Source organism: Arachidicoccus rhizosphaerae (assembly GCF_900107765.1).
Taxonomy (GTDB): Bacteria; Bacteroidota; Bacteroidia; order Chitinophagales; family Chitinophagaceae; genus Arachidicoccus; species Arachidicoccus rhizosphaerae.
In genome coordinates this window covers 1-25,374 of record NZ_FNQY01000017.1, presented here as the reverse complement: position 1 = coordinate 25,374, position 25,374 = coordinate 1, and the positions used below count along the sequence as shown (strand labels likewise).

20 protein-coding genes are annotated in these 25,374 nt (G+C 45.1%); 12 read left to right on the top strand and 8 right to left on the bottom strand.

Annotation, left to right across the window (positions count from 1 at the left end):
- Nucleotides 1-38: 38 nt before the first annotated feature.
- The 3 genes from BLU80_RS13700 to BLU80_RS13690 all read right to left on the bottom strand — a co-directional run bounded on the left by BLU80_RS13700 (nucleotide 39) and on the right by BLU80_RS13690 (nucleotide 3,137).
- Complete coding sequence (locus BLU80_RS13700) at nucleotides 39-1,181, bottom strand: FecR family protein (RefSeq protein WP_091399601.1); 1,143 nt, start codon at nucleotides 1,179-1,181, stop codon at nucleotides 39-41.
- 113 nt (nucleotides 1,182-1,294) lie between these two features.
- Nucleotides 1,295-1,861, bottom strand: a complete 567-nt coding sequence (locus tag BLU80_RS13695; RefSeq protein ID WP_091399598.1) for an RNA polymerase sigma factor — start codon at nucleotides 1,859-1,861, stop codon at nucleotides 1,295-1,297.
- A 184-nt stretch (nucleotides 1,862-2,045) separates the two neighbouring features.
- A complete protein-coding gene (locus BLU80_RS13690; RefSeq protein WP_091399596.1) occupies nucleotides 2,046-3,137 on the bottom strand; it encodes a LacI family DNA-binding transcriptional regulator in 1,092 nt (363 codons plus the stop codon).
- Between the two features lie 316 nt (nucleotides 3,138-3,453).
- On the opposite strand from BLU80_RS13690, the gene uxaC reads away from it, so the two are divergent.
- The 7 genes from uxaC to uxuA all read left to right on the top strand — a co-directional run bounded on the left by uxaC (nucleotide 3,454) and on the right by uxuA (nucleotide 11,281).
- A complete protein-coding gene (gene uxaC / locus BLU80_RS13685) occupies nucleotides 3,454-4,878 on the top strand; it encodes a glucuronate isomerase (RefSeq protein ID WP_091399593.1) in 1,425 nt (474 codons plus the stop codon).
- A gap of 71 nt (nucleotides 4,879-4,949) precedes the next feature.
- Nucleotides 4,950-5,972 carry a sugar kinase gene (locus BLU80_RS13680; RefSeq protein WP_091399591.1) on the top strand — a complete coding sequence of 341 codons (1,023 nt, stop codon included), beginning with the start codon at nucleotides 4,950-4,952 and terminating at the stop codon, nucleotides 5,970-5,972.
- Between the two features lie 32 nt (nucleotides 5,973-6,004).
- Nucleotides 6,005-6,685, top strand: a complete 681-nt coding sequence (locus BLU80_RS13675) for a bifunctional 4-hydroxy-2-oxoglutarate aldolase/2-dehydro-3-deoxy-phosphogluconate aldolase (RefSeq protein WP_091399589.1) — start codon at nucleotides 6,005-6,007, stop codon at nucleotides 6,683-6,685.
- A complete protein-coding gene (locus BLU80_RS13670) occupies nucleotides 6,685-8,064 on the top strand; it encodes an MFS transporter (protein ID WP_244518927.1) in 1,380 nt (459 codons plus the stop codon). The genes BLU80_RS13675 and BLU80_RS13670 overlap by 1 nt, the downstream gene beginning before the upstream one ends.
- Before the next feature lie 65 nt (nucleotides 8,065-8,129).
- Nucleotides 8,130-9,107 carry an alpha/beta hydrolase gene (locus BLU80_RS13665; protein WP_091399586.1) on the top strand — a complete coding sequence of 326 codons (978 nt, stop codon included), beginning with the start codon at nucleotides 8,130-8,132 and terminating at the stop codon, nucleotides 9,105-9,107.
- Between the two features lie 120 nt (nucleotides 9,108-9,227).
- Entirely contained in the window at nucleotides 9,228-10,040 is an 813-nt protein-coding gene (locus BLU80_RS13660) for an SDR family oxidoreductase (protein WP_091399584.1), read from the top strand.
- Nucleotides 10,041-10,108: 68 nt separating this feature from the next.
- Nucleotides 10,109-11,281: a mannonate dehydratase gene (gene uxuA, locus BLU80_RS13655; RefSeq protein WP_091399581.1), complete on the top strand. Its 1,173-nt coding sequence runs from the start codon at nucleotides 10,109-10,111 to the stop codon at nucleotides 11,279-11,281.
- Nucleotides 11,282-11,449: 168 nt separating this feature from the next.
- On the opposite strand, the gene BLU80_RS13650 is transcribed toward uxuA, so the two are convergent.
- Nucleotides 11,450-12,802 (bottom strand): type IX secretion system plug protein, encoded by a 1,353-nt coding sequence (locus tag BLU80_RS13650; protein ID WP_091399578.1) that lies wholly within the window; start codon nucleotides 12,800-12,802, stop codon nucleotides 11,450-11,452.
- Between the two features lie 333 nt (nucleotides 12,803-13,135).
- Between BLU80_RS13650 and BLU80_RS13640 the strand changes: the two genes are divergently transcribed.
- The gene (locus tag BLU80_RS13640; RefSeq protein WP_091399574.1) at nucleotides 13,136-14,368 is read left to right on the top strand and encodes an ABC transporter permease; all 1,233 of its coding nucleotides are present in this window, start codon (nucleotides 13,136-13,138) and stop codon (nucleotides 14,366-14,368) included.
- A gap of 14 nt (nucleotides 14,369-14,382) precedes the next feature.
- The gene (truB, locus tag BLU80_RS13635; RefSeq protein ID WP_244518925.1) at nucleotides 14,383-15,165 is read left to right on the top strand and encodes a tRNA pseudouridine(55) synthase TruB; all 783 of its coding nucleotides are present in this window, start codon (nucleotides 14,383-14,385) and stop codon (nucleotides 15,163-15,165) included.
- 94 nt (nucleotides 15,166-15,259) lie between these two features.
- On the opposite strand, the gene BLU80_RS13630 is transcribed toward truB, so the two are convergent.
- The gene (locus tag BLU80_RS13630) at nucleotides 15,260-16,375 is read right to left on the bottom strand and encodes a sensor histidine kinase (protein WP_091399572.1); all 1,116 of its coding nucleotides are present in this window, start codon (nucleotides 16,373-16,375) and stop codon (nucleotides 15,260-15,262) included.
- A gap of 33 nt (nucleotides 16,376-16,408) precedes the next feature.
- Nucleotides 16,409-17,095: a response regulator gene (locus BLU80_RS13625; RefSeq protein ID WP_091399569.1), complete on the bottom strand. Its 687-nt coding sequence runs from the start codon at nucleotides 17,093-17,095 to the stop codon at nucleotides 16,409-16,411.
- A gap of 578 nt (nucleotides 17,096-17,673) precedes the next feature.
- Between BLU80_RS13625 and BLU80_RS13615 the strand changes: the two genes are divergently transcribed.
- The 3 genes from BLU80_RS13615 (at nucleotide 17,674) to BLU80_RS13605 (ending at nucleotide 23,839) form a co-directional block, all read left to right on the top strand.
- Nucleotides 17,674-19,986: a hypothetical protein gene (locus BLU80_RS13615; RefSeq protein WP_091399564.1), complete on the top strand. Its 2,313-nt coding sequence runs from the start codon at nucleotides 17,674-17,676 to the stop codon at nucleotides 19,984-19,986.
- A gap of 187 nt (nucleotides 19,987-20,173) precedes the next feature.
- Nucleotides 20,174-22,468 (top strand): hypothetical protein, encoded by a 2,295-nt coding sequence (locus BLU80_RS13610; RefSeq protein ID WP_091399562.1) that lies wholly within the window; start codon nucleotides 20,174-20,176, stop codon nucleotides 22,466-22,468.
- Between the two features lie 312 nt (nucleotides 22,469-22,780).
- Nucleotides 22,781-23,839, top strand: coding sequence for a flavin monoamine oxidase family protein (locus BLU80_RS13605; protein WP_091399560.1), 1,059 nt, complete (start codon nucleotides 22,781-22,783; stop codon nucleotides 23,837-23,839).
- A 59-nt stretch (nucleotides 23,840-23,898) separates the two neighbouring features.
- Here BLU80_RS13605 and BLU80_RS13600 read toward each other — a convergent pair whose 3' ends face one another.
- Together BLU80_RS13600 and BLU80_RS13595 are read right to left on the bottom strand one after the other, a co-directional pair.
- On the bottom strand, nucleotides 23,899-24,405 hold the full coding sequence (locus BLU80_RS13600; RefSeq protein ID WP_091399558.1) for a hypothetical protein: 507 nt from the start codon (nucleotides 24,403-24,405) through the stop codon (nucleotides 23,899-23,901).
- 13 nt (nucleotides 24,406-24,418) lie between these two features.
- Entirely contained in the window at nucleotides 24,419-25,198 is a 780-nt protein-coding gene (locus tag BLU80_RS13595; protein WP_091399556.1) for a (Fe-S)-binding protein, read from the bottom strand.
- Between the last annotated feature and the right edge of the window lie 176 nt (nucleotides 25,199-25,374).

Sequence of the window (25,374 nt, the reverse complement as noted above, 5' to 3'; positions counted from 1 at the left end):
TTGAACAGCTGATTTTTTAAAAGTTTTATTCTTAAATTTTAGGGAGAGACAATCAGAGTATTGTCAACCAATTTTAAATGAATACCATATGCGTTTAAAACTGAAATTATATCGGATAAATAAACTTTTTTGTCAATAAGTCCCCCTAATCGGATATTGGAGACATCGCCTTTATAAATAATATCCACATCATACCATCTGGACAATTGACGCATCAGCTCCTTTACAGTGACATTATCCAAGGATAACTGCCCGTTCACCCAGGCCGTATAGTCACTGGTATTGACCATTTGCAACTTGATCTGCCCATCGCTGCCTTGGGAGGCCTGCTGTCCGGGCTTCAGTAAAATATCATCCACCTTTACAACCCCTTCCACCAGGGTAGTTACAATACCGGGTTCATCCTGATAAGCATTTACATTAAAGGCTGTTCCTATATCCTCTATTACGGTTTTGCCTGCCAGCACCTTAAAAGGCTGCATAGCATTATGCGCCACTTTAAAATAGGCTTCCCCCGTCAATTGAACAATTCTTTCTTTTTGTCCTTTGAATGATATCGGGTAGTGTAAGGAGCTCTGCGCATTGAGCCAGACTTCAGTCCCATCAGGCAAGGTCATTTTCCATTGCCGGCCTCTTTGGGTAACAATATCATTATAGACCACCTTATCACTTGTACCGATATATTTCAATTGCCCGTTTTCTTTGACGATTTGTATACCATCCTGGTTAATCAGTGTTCCGTCCTCGATGCTATCCAATACGAGTGTAGAACCATTGGATAAATGAAGTACAGCACCTGCATGACCGGGAGCCAGGTCTCCTAATGCCGTTAACCTGGACTTGTTCTCCGTTTTAGAAATATTTGCAGGCTTAAAAATTTCCGTAACCAACAAGGCCAGTAATAAACAGGCCGCCGCGGTAGCGGTCCACAAAAATAATGGTCGATGCCTGGCGCTTTTGCCAGAGGGAACAACAAGCCGGTTTTTTAATTTTTCAAGCAGGACCTGTTCATGCTCCTTCTCACTATGTACATACACAGATGGAATCTGGGCATCCGCTCCCACATGTTCCATATACCACTGATCCAGCTGCTGCCTTTGTTCGGGGGTAATCGTTCCCTTTAAAAGCCGGTCGGCCAGCTGCTCAAAATATGCGACATCCTTATGTTGCCCTTGCTCCATTAACACCTATTTAATATACATGTATAACAAAATGTAAATACCCCTTACAAAATTATAATAAAAATTTAAATATTTTTTATTATAATTTATAAGTTATTTACTCCTAATAACTATTATAAAAAAGATAAAATTCCCTGCAGAACAGCACGTAAATGCTTCAGGGCACGGGTGATTTGAGTTTCCACCGTTTTTTCAGAGATTTTCAATTCATAAGCGATCTTTTTATTGGAATATCCCTGTTCCCGGCTTAGTTGGTAAATTAACCGACACCGCTCCGGCAGTTCATTGGACGCTGCCGTTAATTCTTGCTGAATCATCTTTAAACGGTAAATTTCATCTGCAGCCAGGTCCTGCCCGGGCTTTATAGTCGCGGCTAGGTTTTCCTGGTTTTGTTTTAACCGGTAACGGGCCGCAAGTTGGGTATACACCTGAAATTTAACGGCGCCTGCCAGGTAGGATTTCAAGGAGTTATTGATCTCAACAACCCCTCTTCTGTTCCACAAATCAGAGAAAATATCCTGAATCACCTCTTCGGTATCGGCAATACTGCTCAGTTTTGCATGTGCAATCGAAAACATCAGTTTCCAGTACCGATGATAGATCTCCTCAAAGGCCTTTACATCCTCTTTTTTTAACAAAAGAGTCAGCTGTTCGTCTGTATATGATTCGTATGCCAACATGGTGTTAAAATGTAAAATTAGCAAAATATATAAGACGAACAAGTTTGACTGAAAACATTTTCACACCAAATAGGACAACAGCCGCACACTTTTCCGTTAACCCCTTTTAAATCAAAGCGGACCGGAAAAATATTTCTTATAACTTTTTTATACGGAGACTACCGGCCCGGGCGGCATAGATAGGCTATCTTTTTTTAGCGCCTTTGATTTTAGACACTGCCCGCTGCTCTTCAGTTTTGGATTTTAGTTTTAAAGAAGATTCGCGGATGATAATTTCCGGCATCAGTACCTCTGTCTGATATTTGAGTGGTTTTCTTTTGGATTGGAGTAAGGCCAATAGCTGGCCGGCTGCGACTTCACCCAGTTTTTCGGACTGTTGCTGTACAACAGACAGACTGGGTGAGACATAGTCCGTTAAGGGAAAATTAGAAAAACCAATTAAAGCCAGCTCCTCCGGCATCCGGATATTATGACGCCTTAAATATTTATAGGCATCGGCCGTGACTTTATCCCAGGCCGTCAGTAATCCGTCCGGCCTTTTATCCCTGGGCAGCCTGAGCAGTCGTTCCATGGCGACTTCCGTTTCTACATAATGTACTCCCCCTTTGGGCAGAAAATGAATCCATTTGTCCTCCACCGTAATACCGGCATCTTCCAGAGCGCTCAGATAACCTGCCCGACGCTCCTGAACAATGGGCTGGGTGGCTGCCCCGCCCACAAAGGCTATTTTCCGGCAACCCTGACCGATCAGGTGCCTGGTGGCTTCATAAGCCCCCCGGTAATTATCAGAAAGCGTCATATGCGTAGGGATGTCCCTGCAGATTCTGTCATAAAACACGATCGGCATACCTTTCTCATATAAATCCTTTAAGTGTTCCGTACTCTTGGTTTCAGAAGAGATAGAAACCAGTAGTCCGTCCACCCTGGAAGACAGATACTGAATGGCTTTCATTTCTTTTTCAGTCGATTCACTGGTCTGCACGATAGACACCTGATATCCCGCCTTATAAAAGGCGGATTCCATACCATTGACGACCTGAGAACAAAAAGGATTATTGAACTGAGAGATGACAATACCAATGGATCTGTTTCGCTTAGCCCTCAGACTCAATGCAATAGGATTCGGGATATAATTCACCTTACGGGCATAATCCACCACCCTCTTTTTGGTGGCCTCACTGATCTCATGACTATCATGCAATGCTCTGGAAACAGTGGATATGCCCAGGTTCAGATCCCGGGCCATTTGTTTAATCGTAACAGGTTCAAATTTCATGGTTCCCCCTTTAAGGCCGCTAAGCGTTTAGACAATTCAACCCAAATATAAGTCCCCTGACCGGTTTTCCGGTAACGGTTGCGTAAATAAATAACAGAGACCCCGGTACTTGTACTGGGATGTTTTGTAAATTGCTGACCATAACTGAAAAATAACGAATAGTATTTAGTTATTAAGTATCATTTAATTTATAGCCTGTCCGGCTGGTGAATTGATTATAGGAGACCACTTACCATATACCAGACCTTTCTGGTAAATAATAAAAGGCCTCCCTCTGATGCAGCCAGGACCTCAAAACAGAAAAAATTAAAGACAAATGAGACCTTTCTTAGACAAAGACTTCTTATTAGAATCAGAAACAGCAAAGAAGCTTTACCATGAAGCGGCAGAAAACATGCCCATCATTGACTACCATTGTCATCTTTCTCCCCAGCAAATTGCAGAGGACCATCAGTTCAACGATATTACTGAAGCATGGCTTGGCGGAGATCATTATAAATGGAGAGCCATGCGGGCCAATGGCATCGATGAATCTTATATGACCGGCAATAAGCCATCCAAGGAAAAATTCCTTAAGTGGGCTAAAACCGTTCCTTATACCATGCGTAACCCGCTATATCACTGGACCCATCTGGAACTGCAGCGTTATTTTGGCATAACAGAGCTGTTAAGCGAAAAAACTGCGGATGCCATTTATGAAAAGGCAAGCGCCATGTTGCGTACACCGCAATTCAGCGTTAAAAATTTACTGCGTAAAATGGGGGTCAAAACAGTATGCACTACTGATGATCCGACGGATGATCTTAAATGGCATCAGCAATTAAAAGACGACGGTTTTGAGATTCCGGTATTGCCAGCCTTCCGTCCCGATAAAGCCATGGCTCCGGAAGACCCGGCCGCCTTTAATCAATTTGTCGCCTTACTGGAAAAAGCAACCGGCCATCAGATCAGCAGTTATGAAGACTATCTGACCCAGCTAAAAAACAGGCATGATTTCTTTGCTACCATGGGCTGCTCCGTGTCCGACCATGGTCTGGAAGAAATCTATGCAGAAGACTTTACCAATGAAGAGATTGAAATCGTTTTCAATGAGTTACGTAAGGGCAACACCATTTCACTGTCTCAAAACCGCAAATTTAAATCTGCCTTACTGCTCAAATTTGCGCAATGGGATCATCAAAAGGGATGGGTGCAGCAATTTCATCTGGGCGCGCTGCGCAATAATAATACCCGGCTGTTACAGCAAATGGGAGCAGATGTTGGCTGCGATTCCATCGGTGATTTTAAACAGGCTGTTGCACTCTCTAAATTCCTCAGAACCTTAGATGATAGCAATCAGCTGACCAAAACCATTATCTACAACCTGAATCCGGCTGATAACGAGATATTCGCAACCATGGCCGGTAATTTCAACGACGGCCGGACTATCGGAAAAATTCAGTTTGGTGCCGCCTGGTGGTTCCTTGACCAGAAAACAGGCATGATCAGTCAAATGAATGCCTTATCCAATATGGGCCTTTTAAGCCGCTTTGTGGGTATGCTGACAGATTCCAGAAGTTTCCTTTCCTATCCCAGACATGAGTATTTTAGAAGAATTCTTTGTAATTTGTTCGGCCATGAGGTAGAAAACGGGGAATTACCTGCTCAGGAACTTGACTGGATTCAGCAGGTCATCAAGGACATTTGCTTCAATAATGCGGCCCGTTACTTTGGCTGGCCCCAATTGCTGGATAGTAAATAACCACCGGAATAAATACCGGATTTAACAACAAAAGAATCATTCACTCAAATAATAAATAATTGAATAGCAGGATGCAAGAAATCCTTTGTTTTGGCGAACTACTTCTGAGACTTTCCCCTGAAGCGGGCTGGCCCGCCAAAGGGGGGCTGTCTTCCTATATCGGCGGAGCCGAACTCAATGTAGCAATGGCTCTTGCCGGCTGGCAGATACCCGTAGCCATGGGTACTGCTTTACCGGCAAGTCCGGTAACGGACCTTTTGAAGGTTTATTTAAACCAGGGTCATGTCACCACCCGTACCATTATCGAAAAAGAAGGCCGCATAGGTACCTATTATCTGACACCCGGCGCCGACTTAAAAAGTGCAGGGGTTGTTTATGACAGAGCCTATTCGGCTTTTTCCTTATTAACGCCGAAGGATGTTGATTTTGATGCTTATCTGCAAGGAATCAGCCATCTGCATTTAACGGCTATTTCTCCTGCAGTTTCCCAAACTGCGGCGGACAGCTGCCTGGCACTGGTGGAAGCCGCCAGCAGGCGGGCAATCACGATATCTTTAGATTTGAACTACCGTTCCAAATTATGGAAATATGGCAAAGCTCCTATTGATATTATTCCCGCCATTGCCAGCCATGCGACCTTTATTATGGGTAATATCTGGGCAGCAGGTCAGATGCTGGGCATAGACCCGGAGTCAGGAGCAGACCAGACCATGGATCCGGATGCTTTAGCGATCTTTGCAAAAAAAAGCGCTGAAAAACTCACTGAGGCTTATCCTACATGTCAGCAGGTTGGTTATACTTTCCGGTTCAATGCGCCACAAAGCGAAGAAGCGGTTCGGTATTTTGGCTGCCTGTATCAAAAAGGGGTACTTTATCAGTCCAGGCAGAAAGATTATGACGGGATTGCGGACAGAGCCGGATCAGGGGACTGCTTTATGGCAGGACTTTTATATGGCAATGCGGCCGGCCTTTCAGCACAACAGACCGTGGATTTCGCCACCGCTGCCGCCACCGGCAAATTCTATGAAAAGGGTGACCATACCAGACAATCCCTTGAAACAGTAGAAAAAAGAGTGGCATTACTTAACGCATAAAAAACTAATCCTCATATCCCGAACGCATTATTATGGCAACAATTTCAAATGAATCTAAAGCTATTTTTGAGAAAATAAAAAACCAGGGCCTCCTGCCGCTTTATTTTCATCAAAAAAGAGAAGTATCACTGTCTACCTTACAGGCACTCTACGAAGCCGGCATCCGTGTGGTAGAATATACCAACCGGGGTGAGGCTGCCCTGGAGAACTTCAAGGCAATGCTGGAACTCAAAAAGGCCTCTATGCCTGATTTATTGCTGGGCATTGGCACCATTAAAAATGAGCAGCAGGCCGAAGCTTATCACCAGGCAGGAGCAGACTTTTTAATTTCTCCCTGCTTTTATCAGCCCATCAGTGATTATGTGCAAAAACATAACCTTACCTGGATTCCGGGTTGTATGACCGCCTCAGAGATTAACCTGGCAGAACAAAACGGCGTGGGCTTTGTAAAGCTGTTTCCGGGCAATCTGCTCGGCCCTTCTTTTGTATCAGCCATTAAACCTTTATTTCCTGATATTTTGTTTATGCCTACCGGCGGAGTCTCCCTGGAACAGGAAAATATCACTGCCTGGTTCAAATCCGGCGTCTCAGCAGTGGGCATGGGCAGTAAATTAATCACCAAAGCAATACTGGAAAACGAGGATTACACTACGCTTACCAATACAACCCAGAAAGTACTGACACTCACCCAAACGATTAAAAACAATTTATAATGACAAATCAGATGCAGAAACAAGTGGGAAAGTACAGGTGGACCATATGTGCACTTCTCTTTGCTGCTACCACCATTAACTACTTAGACAGACAGGTCCTGAGTCTGTTACAACCTACCTTATCCAAAGAATATCACTGGACCAATACGGATTATGCGAATATCACCGCTATTTTCCAGTTCGTCTATGCCCTTGCCCTGCTTTTTGCAGGAAGAATCATAGACAGAATAGGCACGAAAAAAGGTTATAGCTGGGCCCTGATTATCTGGTCTTTAGGTGCGATGCTGCATGCGCTGGCCATTCCTATGGGAGAAGCCCTGGTTAACTTCTTCGGTCTGTTGGGTCTGACCATTTTCCCGTTTTCTGTATTTGGCTTTTTAATATCCCGTTCCGTACTGGCTATTGGTGAAGCCGGTAACTTCCCGGCGGCCATTAAGGCAACCGCGGAGTATTTTCCTAAAAAAGACAGGGCTTATGCCACCGGTATTTTCAACTCGGGCGCTAATATCGGAGCCGTACTGGCTCCCCTTACTGTACCCTGGATTGAAAAACACTGGGGCTGGCAGGCTGCTTTTATCTCCATCGGAGCCATGGGCTTTTTATGGCTGATTTTCTGGTGGATCTATTATGATAAACCAGAAAATCAAAAAAGACTTTCCGCTGAAGAACTGGCTTATATCAATAGTGATGAAACGCATGAAAAGGCACTGGTCAATCCGGATAAAGCAGAACAGAAACCTAAATGGCGCACTTTATTGGGGTATAAACAAACCTGGGCGTTTGCCATTGGTAAATTTATGACGGACGGTGTTTGGTGGTTTTTCCTGTTTTGGCTGCCCGCTTATCTGGATGCGGAATATGGCATCAGCGGCGAAGCTATTATGATACCGCTGGCAGTTTTATACACCATGACCATGTTTGGTAGTATCGGCGGCGGCTATTTTCCAAAATACTTTATCAATAAGGGCATGTCTCCTTATGACGGACGTATGAGGGCCATGTTTATTATTGCGCTATTTCCGCTACTGGTGCTTTTGGCTCAACCCCTGGGACACATCAGTTTCTGGGTTCCGGTATTTTTCATCGGCATCGGCGCCTCTGCGCATCAGGCCTGGTCAGCTAATATCTTCACCACCGTTTCAGATATGTTCCCTAAGAAAGCCGTAGGTACCGTAACCGGTATCGGAGGCCTGGCAGGAGGAATTGGCGGCGTTGTTATCAGCAAAATCGGCGGCTGGATCTTTGATGCCTATGCCAAAGAAGGTCACCTGTCTACCGGCTACACCATCATGTTCGCCATTTGTGCGGTGGCCTACCTGGTTGCCTGGGTTTGTATGAAGGCACTGGTCCCCCGCTATAAGTTGATTACAGATTTATAAAACTTAAAAAAGGATAGTGATGGCCTTAAAAAAACAACACTATTCTTTTTTTTAAATATTATTGTATGAAAAAACCTTTTCCATCTCCCGGAACATTGAGCTGGATTTTGGGGTTAGGGCTCACCCTCACCAGCACCCTCACCAGTCTCAACGCTTTAAAGGCACAACAAGTGATACCGTTATATTCCAACATCCCTGGCAGTAAAGCAGATGCCAGTTATAAAGAAGGTTCAACTACCGGCAAAGACGGCGTGATCCGCCTGAATAAAGTAACCGATCCTACCCTCACGGTCTTCAAACCTACCGGACCGGTGAATGCCCACACGGCAGTTATTATCTGTCCCGGTGGCGGGTATCAGATACTGGCTTTTAATCTGGAAGGCACTGCAATCGCCAAAAGACTTGCGGGCTGGGGAATCACAGCCTTTGTCTTAAAATACCGATTACCCTCCGACCAGATAATGGAAAATAAATCAATAGGGCCATTAATGGATGCAGAGCGCGCCATTGCCCTTGTCAGAAGTGAAGCGGCTAAATGGGAGGTATCACCCGATCAAATCGGCATTATGGGATTTTCCGCCGGAGGTCATCTGGCGGCAAGTCTGTCCACCCTTTATCATAAGGATGTATTAGGCAGCGCCCGACCGGCAGTCAGCAGCCTTCGTCCGGACTTTTCGATTCTGGCCTACCCGGTCATTTCCATGCAAAAAGAAATCACCCACATGGGTTCCAGAACTGCGCTGTTAGGCAGTAATCCTGACGCCGCCCTGGTAGATCAGTTCTCCCTGGAAAAACAGGTCACCGACAGTACACCCAAAACATTTCTAGTGCTGGCCTCTGATGACAACGGCGTTCCGCCGGCCAACAGCCTTAATTATGTAACAGCCTTACTGCGGCACAAAGTACCTGTTGAACTGCATATGTATCAAAACGGCGGACACGGGTTTGGCGGACACAACAAACATACTGCTGACGACTGGATGAAAAGGCTGCAACACTGGTTACAGCATAATAAACTGATTGCCGAAGACAAGAAAAAATAAGGTCTAGTCATTTGGAGCTTGCACAACAGATAGTCCCAGCTGAAATGCATGCGCTTTATATAAACATTTTTCACAAACATCATTCAAAAAGACTTAATTAAACAGATTCAAACAAAAATTATGATGGACGAATTTTCATTAAAAGATAAAGTAATTGTTGTCACCGGCGGAACCGGTATTCTAGGCGGTTCTTTTGTGTTAGCCATCGCGAAGGCGGGGGCAAGGGTGGTAATTATAGGCCGTAATAAAGAGCGCCTGGAAGAGAAAAAAAATGAAGTAGAAGCACTTGGAGGCGAGGCGCTGGCCATACAGGCAGATGTCATGCAACAGGAGCAGCTGATCAGCGCACGGGACCAGATTTTATCTGCCTATGGTAAGATCAACGGTCTGGTAAATGCGGCAGGCGGCAATGTGCCTGAAGCGCTGCTTAAACCAGAACAGGATATCTTTGATTTAAATATCGAAGCGACTAAAAAAGCCATGGATTTAAATCTATGGGGAAGTATTGTCCCTACACATATTTTCGGCGCCTCCATGCTGAATACCGGCGGCAGTATCGTTAATATTTCTTCGGTGAGTTCTAAAAAAGTGCTCACCCGTGTACTGGGATACAGTATGGGTAAATCTGCCATTGACACCTATACAGAATGGTTTGGCGTGGAGGCCGCCACCCGCCACCAGGGCAAGATCAGGGTGAATTCTATTACGCCCGGATTTTTCCTGACAGAGCAAAACCGCCGCATGCTCACCAACGAAGACGGCAGCCTGACGGACAGAGGCGAAAAAATTATCCGCGCGACGCCCTATGGCAGATTTGGCAAACCGGAGGAACTAAACGGAGCCCTGATATATTTGCTTAGTGATGCCTCTAAATTTGTAACCGGAGAAACCATTACGGTAGACGGTGGCTATACCGTCTACGGAGGCATTTAAATACTCAGCAAAGATAACGATAACAACATTACACATTCCCCACTTCTACAATTACAAAATAAGCGATTATGTTACAAAAAACAATGCGCTGGTATGGACCTCAGGACGGTGTCAGCCTTCGGGATATAGCCCAGGCAGGTTGCACCGGTGTGGTAACTGCGCTGCATCACATCCCGGTAGGTGAAGTCTGGACAGAGGACGAAATCAGAAAAAGAAAACACGAAGTAGAGGCCGCAGGCCTTAACTGGCAGGTCGTTGAATCGCTGCCCGTACATGAGGACATCAAAAAAAGAAGCGGAAATTACCAGCAGTGGATTGACAACTATAAAACCAGCCTGCATAATCTGGGCGCCCAGGGTATCCAGGTGGTGACCTATAATTTTATGCCGGTGCTGGATTGGCTGAGAACGGACCTGTTTTACCCTACCAAAACCGGCTCTGCCCTGCGTTTTGAATGGGACGCATTCAGGGCCTTTGACTTGTTTATCTTAAAAAGGCCAGGCGTAGAAAAAGATTATAATGAGCAGCAGACGGCTGCAGCTAAAGCTTACTTTGATCATTTATCAGAAGATAAAAAAGCGGCGCTTGCTTCCAGCTGCATGCAGGGTCTTCCCGGCAGTAAAGAAGCATTTTCCAGGGAAAACATTCTGGCGCTTTTAAAAGAGTTTGAAGGTATAGATGAAAAGACCTTACAGTCTCATTTATTTCAGTTTTTAAACGAGATCACTCCTGCCCTGGAACAAAGCGGGGTTAAAATGGCAATCCATCCCGATGATCCGCCTTTTGCGGTACTGGGACTGCCCAGGATTATGAGTCATGCGGACCATATCCGGGCTATGCTGGAGAACACAACTTCTTCTCATGTGGGACTTTGTTTTTGCACCGGCTCTTATGGAGCCCGTAAAGAAAATGATCTGCCTAAAATGTTCAGAGAGTTCGGCAGCCGCGTTTATTTTCTGCATCTGAGAAGCACGAAAAGAGATCCCGCCGGTAATTTCTTTGAGGATGACCATCTGGCAGGAGACGCCGACTTATATACCATCATTAAGCTGGCGGCAGAACTGCAACATACAGAAAACCGGTCCATCCCCATGCGGCCGGACCATGGACATCAGCTTTCCATCGATCAGCACATCGACAGCTTTCCCGGCTATTCATTTGTCGGCCGATTAAAAGGGCTGGCAGAAATCTCCGGGATGGAACATGCCATTTATCAGCAAAGAGCAGAAAATGGCCTCTAACGCTAAAGAATAGAGCTTTTAATTCAAACGATTCAGGTTCCTGAAGTAAAAGTGGTTCATGGAGTAATTACGCTATGAACCACTTTTGCTTTTAATCACCTGAATACAAGCACTTATTTTGTTTACGTGGCAGAAAAGAGAATTATCTGTAGGGTTTAGCTGATCCGATTACTTTCTTGAACTAACACTCTGACAGGCCACCAGCTCAGGCGCCCGGTCGCTGTAAGACGTATAATAAACCAGGACCGTATACGTATTTTCCGTTTCCCAGTAATTACCCTCTGTAATATCCGTACTCAGGCTCTGATCTGTCTGGCTGGCCAGACCATATAAATAACTATAATAGCCTTGCTTTAACAGCAGGGTCTTCTCATATAACCCCTTGGCAGGGTTATATACCATGCGGCTCTGATCGTCCTTTCTGTATTGATTAAATTGTCCCAGGATATACAGATCCTGGTTATCATAAGCGGTTCCTGTAGCGCTCTTATAGCTAAAACGCACCAGCGCATACTGTCCCTGAAAGCTCACCTGGTTATTGTCCGTGCTGGCAATCTGATAAAATCCGTTGTAGTCCTGGTAAGGCATATACTGCGAAGCGGCGCGCTCATCATCTACTTTGAGCGTTACTTCATAATCCGCCGGATTACCATCCAGTTCACGGGCAGCAGCCACCCGGTCGCTTAAAAACCTGAAACTTCTAAGATCCGCCCAGCGGTATTCTTTGCCCGCTGCAAATAATAAATCCCGCTGGCTATTGTATTGATAAGTTGTACCCCGCATAAAACTTGGCTGCAGGTTCCGCAGGGCCCCCACCCAGCGCCAGTTTTGTAAGACAACCACTTTTATCTGATCTCTGGGATTTTGCAGACTTAGGCGGTTCACCGTTATGGATAGATCCAGACACTGCTGATCCCCCTGTCCCATGGGACCTCCTCCACTGGGCCGGATAACACTTGCCGACACCGTCACCTTGGGATCCACCACCAGCATGCGTCTTTCAAAGGCCAGCTTGGAACTGTCCCCGTCCAGATATACTTTTATTAAATAATTACCGCTTTTGGTAATCTGAGACTGACCGGTAGGTAAAGTTGCCGTATAATGCACATATTTAGTCCTGGTCAGAGAACTAAATTGCCCTGCCTGTATTCTGTTTTGTGCAAACCCTTTGATATAGTCAAAGCTCGATTGTAACACCGGTTCCCAGTTCTGGTCACAACGCTGGTACGTATAACTGTAATTTTTAAGCCGGGCATCAAAATCATCAAAACTAAGCTCCAGTGTGGCAGTTCCGCCTAACTCCATTTCGGGGTAACTCAAGGGCGTCCCCGCTTTGGAAAACAGAACACCATGAATATCCGGCTGATCCGGCCGAAGGTGAGGAAATCCGCCACGCGTCGGCTGGGCACCTGCCTGCAGACAAAGACTTATCCCAATGATTAGTTGGACAACCTTCCGTATTTTATTGGTGCGTGCACTATTTTTTTTATCAATAATCAACTCTTTATAAACGATATTCATATTATTGATTAAAATATTCAATTTTCAGTAGTCAAAATTCCCATTAAATATAACTTATGTTTTCCTTCCTGCCTCAAACCGGTACAACTACTCATTGCATAAAATACGGGGTTATTACCGCTTCGTTTAATACTGCAGGAATGAAAAAACAGGGATACCCACCTACTAACGCAGGTTCATTTAAAAAATTGCCAGCCTCCTCCCCTTTGAATGCCCTCAGATTTATTAACTTCGCACCGGTCCAATAAATATAATTTTTCTTGATATAGAAACGTTTAAGAGTAAACTCGGAACGTACAACAGGTAAAAAAGAAGTCAACTAAGCGCAACTACATGAATGTAGCTTCCTTTATCGCCAGGCGAATTGCCTTTAACCGGCAAAAATCCTTTTCCAGATTCATTATCCGGCTGGCAACGGTGGCGACTGCCATCAGCGTGGCGGCGATGATTATTTCTTCTTCCTTTGTCAACGGGTTTCAACATGCAATATCTGATAAAATCTACAATTTCTGGGGCCATATCCGGGTGCAGCAGTTTGAACCCATTAAAGCCCTGGTGGCGGAAGAGACCCCGCTGGAACAAAATATGCTGGTGGATTCCATTCTCCAGCAAAATCCTCAAATCAGGAAGTATCAGGCCTTTGCCACCAAATCAGCCGTTATTGAGCACAAAAAAGATATAGAAGGCATTCTGATCAAAGGGGTGGATCAGGGATATGATTTTTCCAATCTGCAAAGATTTCAGGCGGGCGGCCGCTGGCTGTCTTTTCAGGACAGCAGCTACAGCAAGGAAATCGTGATTTCCAAACCCATCGCCGATGAACTGAAAATAAAACTCGGTGACACCGTATCCGTATATTTTATTACCAGCGCCAGCCAGCCTGCGCAAAGACGCAGCCTGAAAGTGGTCGGATTTTATAAGACGGGCATTGAGGAATATGACAAGCTTTTTGCCCTGGCCGATTTAAGACTGATACGCCGCATCAATAATTGGAATAAAAATGAAATCGGCGGTTATGAAGTATTTTTAAAAGATCCGGGCAACATGAATGCAATCGCCTCCCAGCTTTACCAGGTGCTGCCTGATACCTGGGTGGCCAAAACCATTCAGGAAGTCTATCCCAACATCTTTGACTGGCTCAATATCCAGGACGTAAACAAACAGGTCATCTACATCATTATGGCCATTGTAGCCGTCATTAACCTGATTACCTGTCTATTAATCCTGGTATTGGAAAGAACACCTATGACGGGTGTTTTAAAATCCCTGGGCAGCAGTAACTGGGTTATTCAAAAAGTATTTTTATATCACTCATCTCTGATTGCTATCAGGGGCGTGCTGTTCGGTCTTATTTTGGGATTAGGTATTTGCTGGCTACAGCAATATACCGGCCTGTTAAAACTGGACGAATCAGCCTATTACATCCGGGTAGCACCTGTAATGATCAACTGGTACCAGGTCATACTGATCGCGTCCGGCACATTTTTAGTCTGCTACCTGGCACTTTTGATACCTACTTTTTTCGTCAAAAAGATACAGCCGGTCAGAGCCATTAAATTCAACTAGGAGATTTTATTATCATGCGGCAAAAACCTATACACCCGGCCATGCAGCCCTTTTTAGACGGCCAGGTAATTTTACTCAATAAACCTTTGCACTGGACTTCTTTTGATGCGGTCAAAAAAATCCGCATCCTGACCGGGGTATCCAAGGTGGGACATGCCGGCACGCTGGATCCGCTGGCCACAGGGCTTCTGATTATCTGTACCGGCGCCTTTACCAAAAGGATTAATACCTTTATGGCTCAAATCAAGGAATATACCGGCAGCTTTACGCTGGGAGCCACCACGCCAACCTATGATCTGGAAAGTGAACCTGAAAACTTTCTGCCCTATCAGCAGATTACCAAAGAACAGCTACAGGAAGCCACACGGGTTTTTACAGGGGAGATTCTGCAGACACCTCCTATCCATTCAGCTATCAAAAAAGACGGTAAGCCGGCTTATTTGGCGGCCAGGAAAGGAGAAGAAATAAAACTGGATCCCCGTAAAATTACTATTGAAGCCTTTGAGATTACGGATATCCATAACTTTACCCTTCCCAGGATTCATTTCAGGGTCGTTTGCTCTACCGGCACTTATATCCGGACCCTGGCTAATGATTATGGCAGCCATTTACAAACCGGCGCCTATCTGAGCAGTCTGTGCAGAACAAAGATTGGAGATTTCAGCCTGGATCAGGCCTTCACCATTGAGGAATTTGAAGCCAAAATCAGGTCCATGAAAGAACATTATCATAGTGATGAACAACATCCGCATCCGCATCATCATGGACACCCCCATTCTGATGACCATAGAAATTAACCATTGAATTGACTATTATTAAAAAAGGTGACTTGTTTTAAGTCACCTTTTTTAATATAATTATAGTCTTTAATAGATTCATTTTAACGGCCGGCTAGGCTATGTCCGTTACTCTGGCCGATTTTTCGAGGCCTTTACCTTCAGGTTTCTCTGTAGGCAGATCGGTTTTCTTAGCCGCCAGTGTAAATCCGACGGTCGTTCCCACGCCTTGTTTACTGCGTACATGAATGGTCTGGCCATGCGCTTCTATAATATGCTTACAGATGGCCAGCCCCAGTCCCGTTCCGCCACTGTTGCGGCTACGTCCGCTGTCAGTGCGGTAAAACCGTTCAAAAATGCGGGGCAGGTGCTCTTCTGCAATACCGATTCCATTATCAGAAATTTCTATAAGGACCTGATTTTCGTCCATTTTATATACACTTGCCGTCACCTCGCCGATACTGCTGGCATATTTGGCTGCATTGGTCACTAAATTGATAATCACCTGACGTATCTTTTCTTTATCCGCATAGACATGTACGGGAGACTCACATCCTCTTTTGATGCCAAATTGCAGTTTTTTGCCTTCTATCTGTAAATTCAAATTATGCAAGACTTCCTTGATGACATCCTGAATGATAAAATCCGTTCTTTCCAGCTCCTGTTGACCGGATTCCAGTTTGGAGATTTTATCAATATCACTGACCAGGTGCACCATACGGTCTACATTATGCTCAGCCTTGGCTATATATTCCTGTATTTTATCCGGATCTTCAATATCTCCTGAAGACAGGATATTTAAATAACCCTGGACAGCAAAAATAGGCGTCTTGATCTCATGGGCAAAGTTCTGCAAAAACTCCTTGCGGTATTGTTCCATAAAACGCAGTGATTCTATTTCTTCACTGCGCCTATTGGCCCAGGCAGTCACATCCTGTTCCACTTCCTGGATGGACTTCTGCGGCAATACATGCTTATAATACATTTCTTCCCTTTTGGAGGCCTTGGTCTGATAGATTAATTTATAAATCAGCTTAATCTTTCTGAAGACGAACCGGCGCAGTACCTCCCGGAAAATAAAATAATTACACAAGAAAACACAAACGGTAGCAATAACGGCATGCCACCACAGGATGTTGAAAAACAGAAAACAAATACCCACTGCTACACTAATCAGCAGTGCGGTAAAGAGTGCCAGCTGGCTGGGCGAAAAGTTCTTTGTGCGCACCATAATTATACGCTTGTCCCGCGCGATTTTGGATGATTAACTGGGGAGTTCAAACTTATAACCGACTCCCTTTACGGTCGTTATACAATCCAAATCCAGCTTTGAACGAATCTTGCGTATATGTACATCTATGGTACGGTCACCAACAATAACATCCGTACCCCATACTTTATGGAGAATCTCTGTTCTGAGGAAGACCCGTCCCGGTTTTGAAGCCAGCAGATATAACAGTGCAAATTCCTTCTTAGCCAGTAATTTGGGTTGCCCCTCAATATACACAATAAATTGCACCGGATCAATTTTTATATCGTTAATTTCCAGAACTTTATCATCTTCTACCTTGGGACTCCGTCTAAGTAAGGCATTTATTCTGCTAATCAGCAACTTAGGCTTAATGGGTTTATTGACATAATCATCAGCACCCCCTTCTAATCCTTCAATTTCATGGGCATCCCCTCCCACAGCGGTCAGAAATATTATTAGCGTATCCTCAAAAGCCGGCTGCGCTCTTAAAATTTCCAGTACTTCAAGGCCATTTTTACCCGGCATCATCCGGTCAAGTACAATCAGATCCGGCTTTACCTGACGGGCCAGTTCAATAGCCCGGTTGCCGTCCGGAGCCTCATAGACATCAAAACCTTCTTTTCTTAAGTGATAACCAATGATTTCTAAGATATCCGGTTCGTCATCTACGATTAAAATCTTACGTGCTGGTGCATCCATATCTAATAATTTGTTGACACAAAATTAAAGGCTTATTCATCAAGCCCCTCTATTTAGAGATTATCTAATTGTTAACCGAAAACACAAATATAACATTATCTTCCATGTGTCCGGAAAGTCTGATTCTGATTCTCTGTTTGCTCAGCCCTTCTTACTGAGCTCCTAATTATCAAAGCAAAGGTTGTAATTGCTCCCATTTGGTCGTATTTTTGCTGTAATCCGAAAATATTAAAGGGCGATTTTTCCAAGTAAGGCCTCAGGGGTACTATTTTAACCATCGGGTATAGCATAGGCTATCGTTTAAACTAGCAATAACACCTGAAAATATAAACCTTTTCAGGTTCCGCAGGTCTGATACTGGTCTATTTATAACGTTTTAAACACTTTGGCAGTTCAGATTCAAAGCGGGTAGTTTGTAAAACTGACCTGCTCAACTAAAAAAGAAATTAAAAAACGTAATTTATTTTGAATCAATTATATTAATTCAAAATAAATACGACACCCTTGGGATAAAATAGAATGACCGGACAAATTATTATATTATACCATACACTAGAATAAAAATTAGAATAAATTAAATGAAGCGATTATTGACGAGTTCCTGCAACCTGCTGGCTAAATGTACAGCCATGACTGCCACTGCAGCCATGAGCCTCGGTCTTTTCTGGGGTTTTACGGCCAGCCGGGCTTCCGCTCAGGAAATTCCTTTTTCCAGACAAGGTTTTCACGCGCAGGTAGATAAGGCACAGTTATCCGTTTGTGCCGCGGATGGCACCAAGGATGATAAATTCACCCCTTATCCGGACAATCCGGAACTTAATAAGCTTGCTACAAAGGCCATTACCAAACAAGTAGATAAGGTTCAGAAATCCATAGAGAAGTCTGATCTGGATAACAATAGCAAGATTCGCTTTTTAAGAGGCCTGTATGAACTATTATACGCCTACAAAAATGCCTTTTTATCCAAAGATATTTCCGGAGCACAGCTGGCCAATACCGTCAAAGGATATGAGGACGCTATGGCTCTGGAAATCAAACATGAAGATATCAGCCCGATTCTCAAAGCCAATAAGGCAGAAGTGGCCGCTCTGCTGGCGGTCAACTTTTCATTTAAAGACAACCCGGGCAAGCCTAAATTCCAATACATCCTGCTGGATAAGGAAATTGCCTCCCATCCGGATAAAGCCTTATATATTCTTAGCAGAAATAGTGATTTTCCCGCGACCGACAGCGTAGTCAGTGTGGTTGCCAAAAGAGATGCTGATGCGGTTTACAACTACGCTGCCTCTTATACGGATTTAGGGGAGGCCATCCGAAAAAGTCAGGATCCGCTGGTGAACCTGATATCCAGGATTGCTTCTGCCAGGAACCAGTCCGGACAATTTATCGGCAGACAGCTGATGCCTTTTCTGGATGAAATCAGCGCCGGCAACCTGGATATAGAATCCATCGAAGCTAAAATGGACGACCCGGTCGCCTATTTTAAGCTCCTGGTACAAACAGAGATTCACTACGCTGCCCGGGTCATGAAAAAAGACACCCCGATGGCCATGCAACAGATTCAAGATAAGATACACCAGGTAGGCGTTGATTATTTTATTAATAAAATCAACGGTTTGCATGAGAAGCCCAATCAGGAGCGCTACGCCTGTTTAAAGCCTTTATCCGCCCTGGATCTTTATTATCTGACCATTACCAGCGAAGATATCATCTATACCTCCAGTTATGTGAACGGTAAAGATTATGGCGTGTACAATCTGCTCTGGCAAAAAGCAGGCAAAGGATTTTCCAGTGACAGCCTGCTGATGAAGGTCTATTTTGACAAGTATAAAAAATGGATCAAAATGGCCGCCAACTATAATACCCTGGATGATTTTCTGGGTCGTATGCAGCCTAAAAATGCCCAGCAGCTAATGCTGGCCTTCGTGCGAGGTCTGGATAAAGGCGTTGGTAAAGACTCCCTGGAAGATGCAGTGGATGTGGCGGGCAGCTATGCCTCCATTGATGATCCAAAGATCAGTGAACTGGTGCTCCATGAAGTACAAAGTCAGCTCCAGCAAGCCAGGGCTTCAGGTAATACCAAAAAGTTTAATATCTATGATATTTTAAACACCTTGTTTTTATCCATGAACCCCAAAAACAATATTGATCTTTCTGCCAGCCTGGGTATCGGACCTGTTTATTTTATGCCGATACAATACCTGAAAGACTCCAGCGGAAGGATTATTATTCAACAGTTTACCTATGGAGATGAAGACGGAAGGGCAAACTATGGCAATTTCATGAATGCCGTGAGCGGAGCAGGCTGGAAGTCTACTTCCAATCAGTACTGGTCCACGGTCTCCTCCACCTCCGGCACCCCCATTACCATCTATACCAATAAGCCGCTGGATGAGCTCCAGGCGCTCGATGACAAAGCCCAGCAGGAGCTCAACTCCTATCTGGAAGAAAATGATATCCATCCGACCATGGTCCTGCACAGAGGACATAGCTACTACCTGGAAAGCACGATAGACCAGTTAGTACCGTCCGCCCGGGTAGTGCTTTTGGGAAGTTGCGGAAGTTTCCAGTCCCTGAGCAAGGTACTCAATAAGTCACCGGAAGCTCAGATTATATCCAGTAAACAGACGGGTGTCGGAAACCTCAATCTGACCCTGATCATGGGTATGCTCAATACCCTTAAAAAAGGCGAGGATTTAAACTGGGTGAAAATGTGGGGCAATTTCTCTAAACAGCTGAGCGGAGATAACCGCTTTATTGACTATGTCCCCCCTTATGAAAACTTAGGCGCCGTCTTTTATATGGCCTACCGTAAACTGCAGGACAAGGAGCAGGAAAAGCAGGACAGCATTGAAGCAGACAAAGCAGGTATCACGATGAATGGCCAGTAGCCGGCCCCTGAAACCTGCCTTGCAAATACTTTTAAAACAGTGCATTGTCCCCGGTAGCCCATTGGCTGCCGGGGACAATTGCTTTTTACCGGACCGTCCGCCCGAAATTAGCATTCGCTTATAAGAAGGAATTGCTATCTTTATTGTACTATCCTAATAGACCAATCACCTAAAGCAGAAAGATCAGATGCAGATAATAACCTATGTTCCCAAAAAAGACAATCATACCCTGTTAAAGGCCCTGATTTGTCTTTTGACTTTCTTTTTAGTCTCCCGCAGCCCCGCACAAAAAATACCCTTTTCCAGGCAGAGCTTCCACGACAAAGTAGATCAGGCACAACTGGCTGTCTGTGCGCTGGACGGGAAAAAAGATGACAAATTCATGCCTTATCCGGACAATAAGTCACTGGATCAGCTGACCACTGAAGCGGTCAGCTCAGGCGTTGACCAGATCCAGGAAACGATAGAATCTTCCAGCCTTGACAATAACAGCAAGATACGTTTTCTCAGAGGCCTTCAGGAACTGCTTAATAATTATAAAACAGCCTTTCTGGGCAGAGATATCACCGGCATTCAACTGGTCAGTGCTATCAAAGGTTATAAAAAAGCGATGATGCTGGAGAGTCAGCATAAAGACATCAGCCCGATTCTCAGCGCAAATCATCCGGCCGTGGGCACCCTGCTGGCCTTTAACTTCGCCCTTAAAGACAATGTCGGCAAAGACCATTTCCAGTATATCCTGCTGGGCAAAGAAATCAATGCACGCCCTGGCAAGGCCCTGTATATTCTTAGCCAGAATAATGACTTTCCGGCCACAGACAGCATGATCAGTGTCATTGCCAGAAAGGATGCCGGGGCCTTATTTGACTATGCCGCCTCTACCACGCCGCTGGGAGAAACCATCCGCAAGAGTAAAGATCCGATGGTAAACCTGATAGCCCGTATGGCCACGGCGCATGATCCTTCCGGCAAGCATATCGGTCCGCAGCTGCTTCCCTTTTTAGATGACATCCAGTCCGGGGGCCTGGATGTGGATCAGATACGTGCCACCCTGGATAATCCCGTTAAATATTATAAACTGCTGGTTCAGACACAGATTCATTACGCGGCTAGGATGCAACAAAAAGATACGCCTCTGGCACTGCGGCAAATGCAGGACAGACTGCATACCATTGGCATGAATCAATTTATCAATAAAGTCAACGGCCTGCATGAAAGATCAAACGCCGTCAGGTATGCCTGCCTGAAACCCTTGTCCGCTCTGGACATATATTATCTGATCGTTTGTAACGAACTGGAGATCTATACATCCAGTTACATAAACGGGAAAGACTATGGCCTGTATAACCTGCTTTGGCAAAAGGCGCCCAAGGGATTTAACGCTGACAGTCTGCTCAGCCGGGTGCATATGGATAAATATAAAAAATGGATCAAAATGGCAGCCAACTACAATACGCTGGATAATTTTCTGGGACGCATGGCTCCGGAAAATGTCCAAAGCCTGATGACGGCCTTTGTCAGCGATCTGGATAAAGGGCAGGGTAAAGACTCCCTGGAAGACGCCGTAGACGTGGCAGGCAGCTTTGCCTCTATCGATGACCCTAAAATAAGTCAGTTAGTGGTGGACGAAGTCCAAAGGCAGCTGCAGCAGGCAAAAGCGGAAGGGAACAACAAAAAATTCAATATCTATGACATCTTAAATACCCTGTTCCAGTCCATGAACCCGGATAACAAAATTGATCTGTCCAAAAGCCTGGGCATCGGGCCGGTCTATTTTATGCCCATCAAAGACCTGGAAGATACCAGCGGTAGAATTATAATTCAGCAGTTTACTTATGGTGATGCAGACGGCAGCGCCAATTACAGTAATTTTATGAGTGCCATGCGCAGGGCCGGCTGGAAATCCACTGCCAATAAATACTGGTCCAAGGTGAGCTCCACCTCTGGCACCCCTATAACAATTTACACCAATAAACCGCTCGATGAGCTCCAGGGTCTGGATGATAAAGCACAGCGTGCACTGGATGATTATTTAATAGAAAATGACATCCACCCTACCATGGTCCTGCACAGGGGACACAGCTATTATCTGCCCACCACGATTAAACAGCTGGTGCCAACGGCCAGGGTCGTTCTTCTGGGCAGCTGCGGCAGCTTTCAATCCCTGAGTGACGTGCTTACCCAGGCTCCGGAGGCACAGATTATCTCCAGTAAACAGACAGGTGTAGGGAATCTGAACCTCACCATGATATTAGGCATACTCAATACCCTGAAAAAAGGTGAGGATCTGAACTGGTTAAAGATGTGGGGTAAATTTTCCAGGCAGTTAAGTGGTGACAACCGGTTTGCAGATTATGTTCCTCCGTATGAAAACCTGGGCGCCGTATTCTATATGGCCTACCGTAAACTCCAAGAGCAGCAACAGCAAAGAGCGGACAGTCTTGAGATCAATACAGCTGCAGTAGATGGCCAAGACCAGTAACATAGACCGGTAGCCAAAACCCCAGATCCTCCGCTGGCCATACTGTATTGAATAAGCCGTCAGCTTCAGGGAAATAGTCCGGGCTGCGATGGAGACTTCGCAGCCTTTCCTTAATGAAAGAGTGCCGGTCTGTTCTGGCTTTAAGACCGGCCCGTCATCCGGGCAAGACGATTATTATACCCCAGCTTTTTTTATATCTGCCGCTGTGTTTGCCTTCCCGCCAGCTTCATTACAACATTCGTAGCAAGGCAATACTTAGCTGATGCAAAGCACCGGACTATGAAGTAGGCAATATTTCTTATTTTTACGCCTATGTCTAATTCTAACCATTTAATCATCATAGGAGGTGGACTGAGCGGTCTTGTGCTGGCTTATCTGGCCACACAAAAAAAACGGCAAATAACTATCCTTGAAGCGACGGATCGGCTGGGCGGCAGAATACAAACCTATACAGGAGTTCGTGGTACTCCCATGGAACTGGGGGCAACCTGGTTTTCTGAGCAGCATCCCCATTTACTGGATCTGTTAACCGGCCTTGGATTAAACAAATTCCCTCAATATGACCGGGGTAAAAGCCTGTTTCAGACAAAATCCTTTGAACCGGCCCAGGCATTTGAAATCCCTTCCAATACCACGCCCTCCTACCGTTTTAAAGGTGGCAGTGAGACGGTTATTACAGCCTTGCAGCGGCTACTGCCTTCAGGCAGCATCCGGCTGAATAGCAAAATCATAGAAATCCGGCAGTCTCCTGAAATGATAATGGCCGTATCTGAAAACGGGCAGGTTTTTCAGGCAGATCAAATGGCCATTTGCCTGCCTCCCCAGGTGGCAGCCTCCATGATCAGATTCCCGGACGGTATGCCTGCGCCCTTGTTGGAACTCTTGCCCGAAGTTCAGACATGGATGGCTGGCGCTTTGAAATTCGTTATAGAATATGACCGGCCCTTCTGGCGTCAGGCAGGATATTCAGGCATGCTGTATAGTCATGCAGGAATCATTACGGAAATGTATGACCACTGTACGGAAGCGGAAGACAGATTTGCCCTGACAGGATTTTTAAACGGTGGCAGTAAAGATTATACCCGGCAAGTCAGGGAAAAATACGTAATACGTCAATTAACCGATTTACTGGGTCCCGAGGCAGGCGTTCCGGTGTATTATCAGGATAAAATCTGGAATCAGCCGGAACTGTTGGCGGGAAAACAGGTTTTTCAGGAGGCGCATTTTAACAACGGACATCCGGCCTTTGAGCAGACTTATCTGGACAACCGGCTTGTATTTGCAGGTTCTGAGACCTCTCTATTTCATCCGGGGTATATGGAAGGCGCTGTGATAGCTGCTAACAGGGCAGCCAGCCAGCTGCTTTTATAACGCTATGCAATGCCGGATTTGACTGAGCAAAGACGAGTTCTGGCATCCGTCAGAATTTTCTAGTTCAACTCTAATCTACCCGCCAGCCAGCTGTCCTTGATGGGTACCAGCCATTTCTCCAACAAATCCTTTTTACTGGACACCAGATTATTGAAATATAAAGTCTCCTTATTCAGAAATCCCTGGCTGATGGCATAATCCAGTTGATTTAAAGGCAGCACCTGGATTTCATCTTTAATGATGAAAGCCAGCAACTGGCGGTCAAAGAACTGCACCCCGAATTTCTTTTCCAGCTGTTTTACGAACCGAATGGAGCTATCGGTGCTACAGCCACTGACGGGCCCCTGGGCCTCATCGGCCATAATCACCAGAAATTGCCCGAAAAATAAATTGATATAAGAGGTATTGGCCCTTCCATGTGTATTCCAGTCAGCTGAAAAGGCCTGAATGTCGCTTTCCAGCTCTAAGGCTTCGGCCATACCAAGCCTTCTGCTGGCCTGATAGATCCACACTTTGGATCCGGCAGCAAATTCTACCGGTATATGTTTTTGATAATCTAAATCCATGCAACTAAAATCCTTAATTTAATGATTCTGCAATCAGTTCGGCAATGTCTTTTACCACGACATGGTCTTCCTGTTTTTTACTTTTAATTCCGTCTACCATCATGGTATTACAAAACGGACAGGCCGAGGCCACAATACTGGCCTCAGTTTCCAGTGCCTGCTCAGCCCTGGCTATATTAATACGGGTATCTCCCTTTTCTTCTTCCTTAAACATCTGGGCACCGCCGGCTCCGCAACACATTCCTTTGCTGCGGCAGTTTTTCATTTCTACCAGTTCCGCATCAAGAGCTTCCAGTACCTTTCTGGGGGCCTCATAAATATTATTGGCCCTGCCCAGATAACAACTGTCATGGTAGGTAATCTTCCTGCCTTTAAAATTTCCGCCCTCCTTTAATACGATGCGCCCTTCATCCAGCAGCTGTTGCAAAAACACGCTATGATGGATGACCTCATAGTTGCCACCGAGCGCCGGGTATTCATTTTTCAGGATATTAAAACAATGCGGACAAGTGGTCACAATCTTTTTAATTTGGTAACCATTCAGTATCTGGATATTTCCATAAGCCATCATCTGAAACAAAAATTCGTTGCCGGCTCTCCTGGCCGGATCTCCGGTACAGCTTTCTTCTTTACCCAGCACTGCATATTTTATCCCCGTTTTATTTAGAATTGTCGCAAACGCTCTGGTGATACTTTGTGCGCGTTGATCAAAACTGCCGGCACAGCCTACCCAGAATAACACTTCCGGGGTTTCACTGTTCATCAGCATTTCTGCCATTGTAGGAACCTGCATGCAGTAGATATATTAAATGTTTTTTGTTAATGAGTATTCTTCAGCAAATGTACGGCTAAATTGTTAATTCTGGGGATGTCCTCAGGGCTGACGCATTAAAATTATTTTATTGAGTTATCCACATTTGAGGGTTCCTGTGTATTTGGCTCTAATATTAGAGTTTTTATTCACATGAG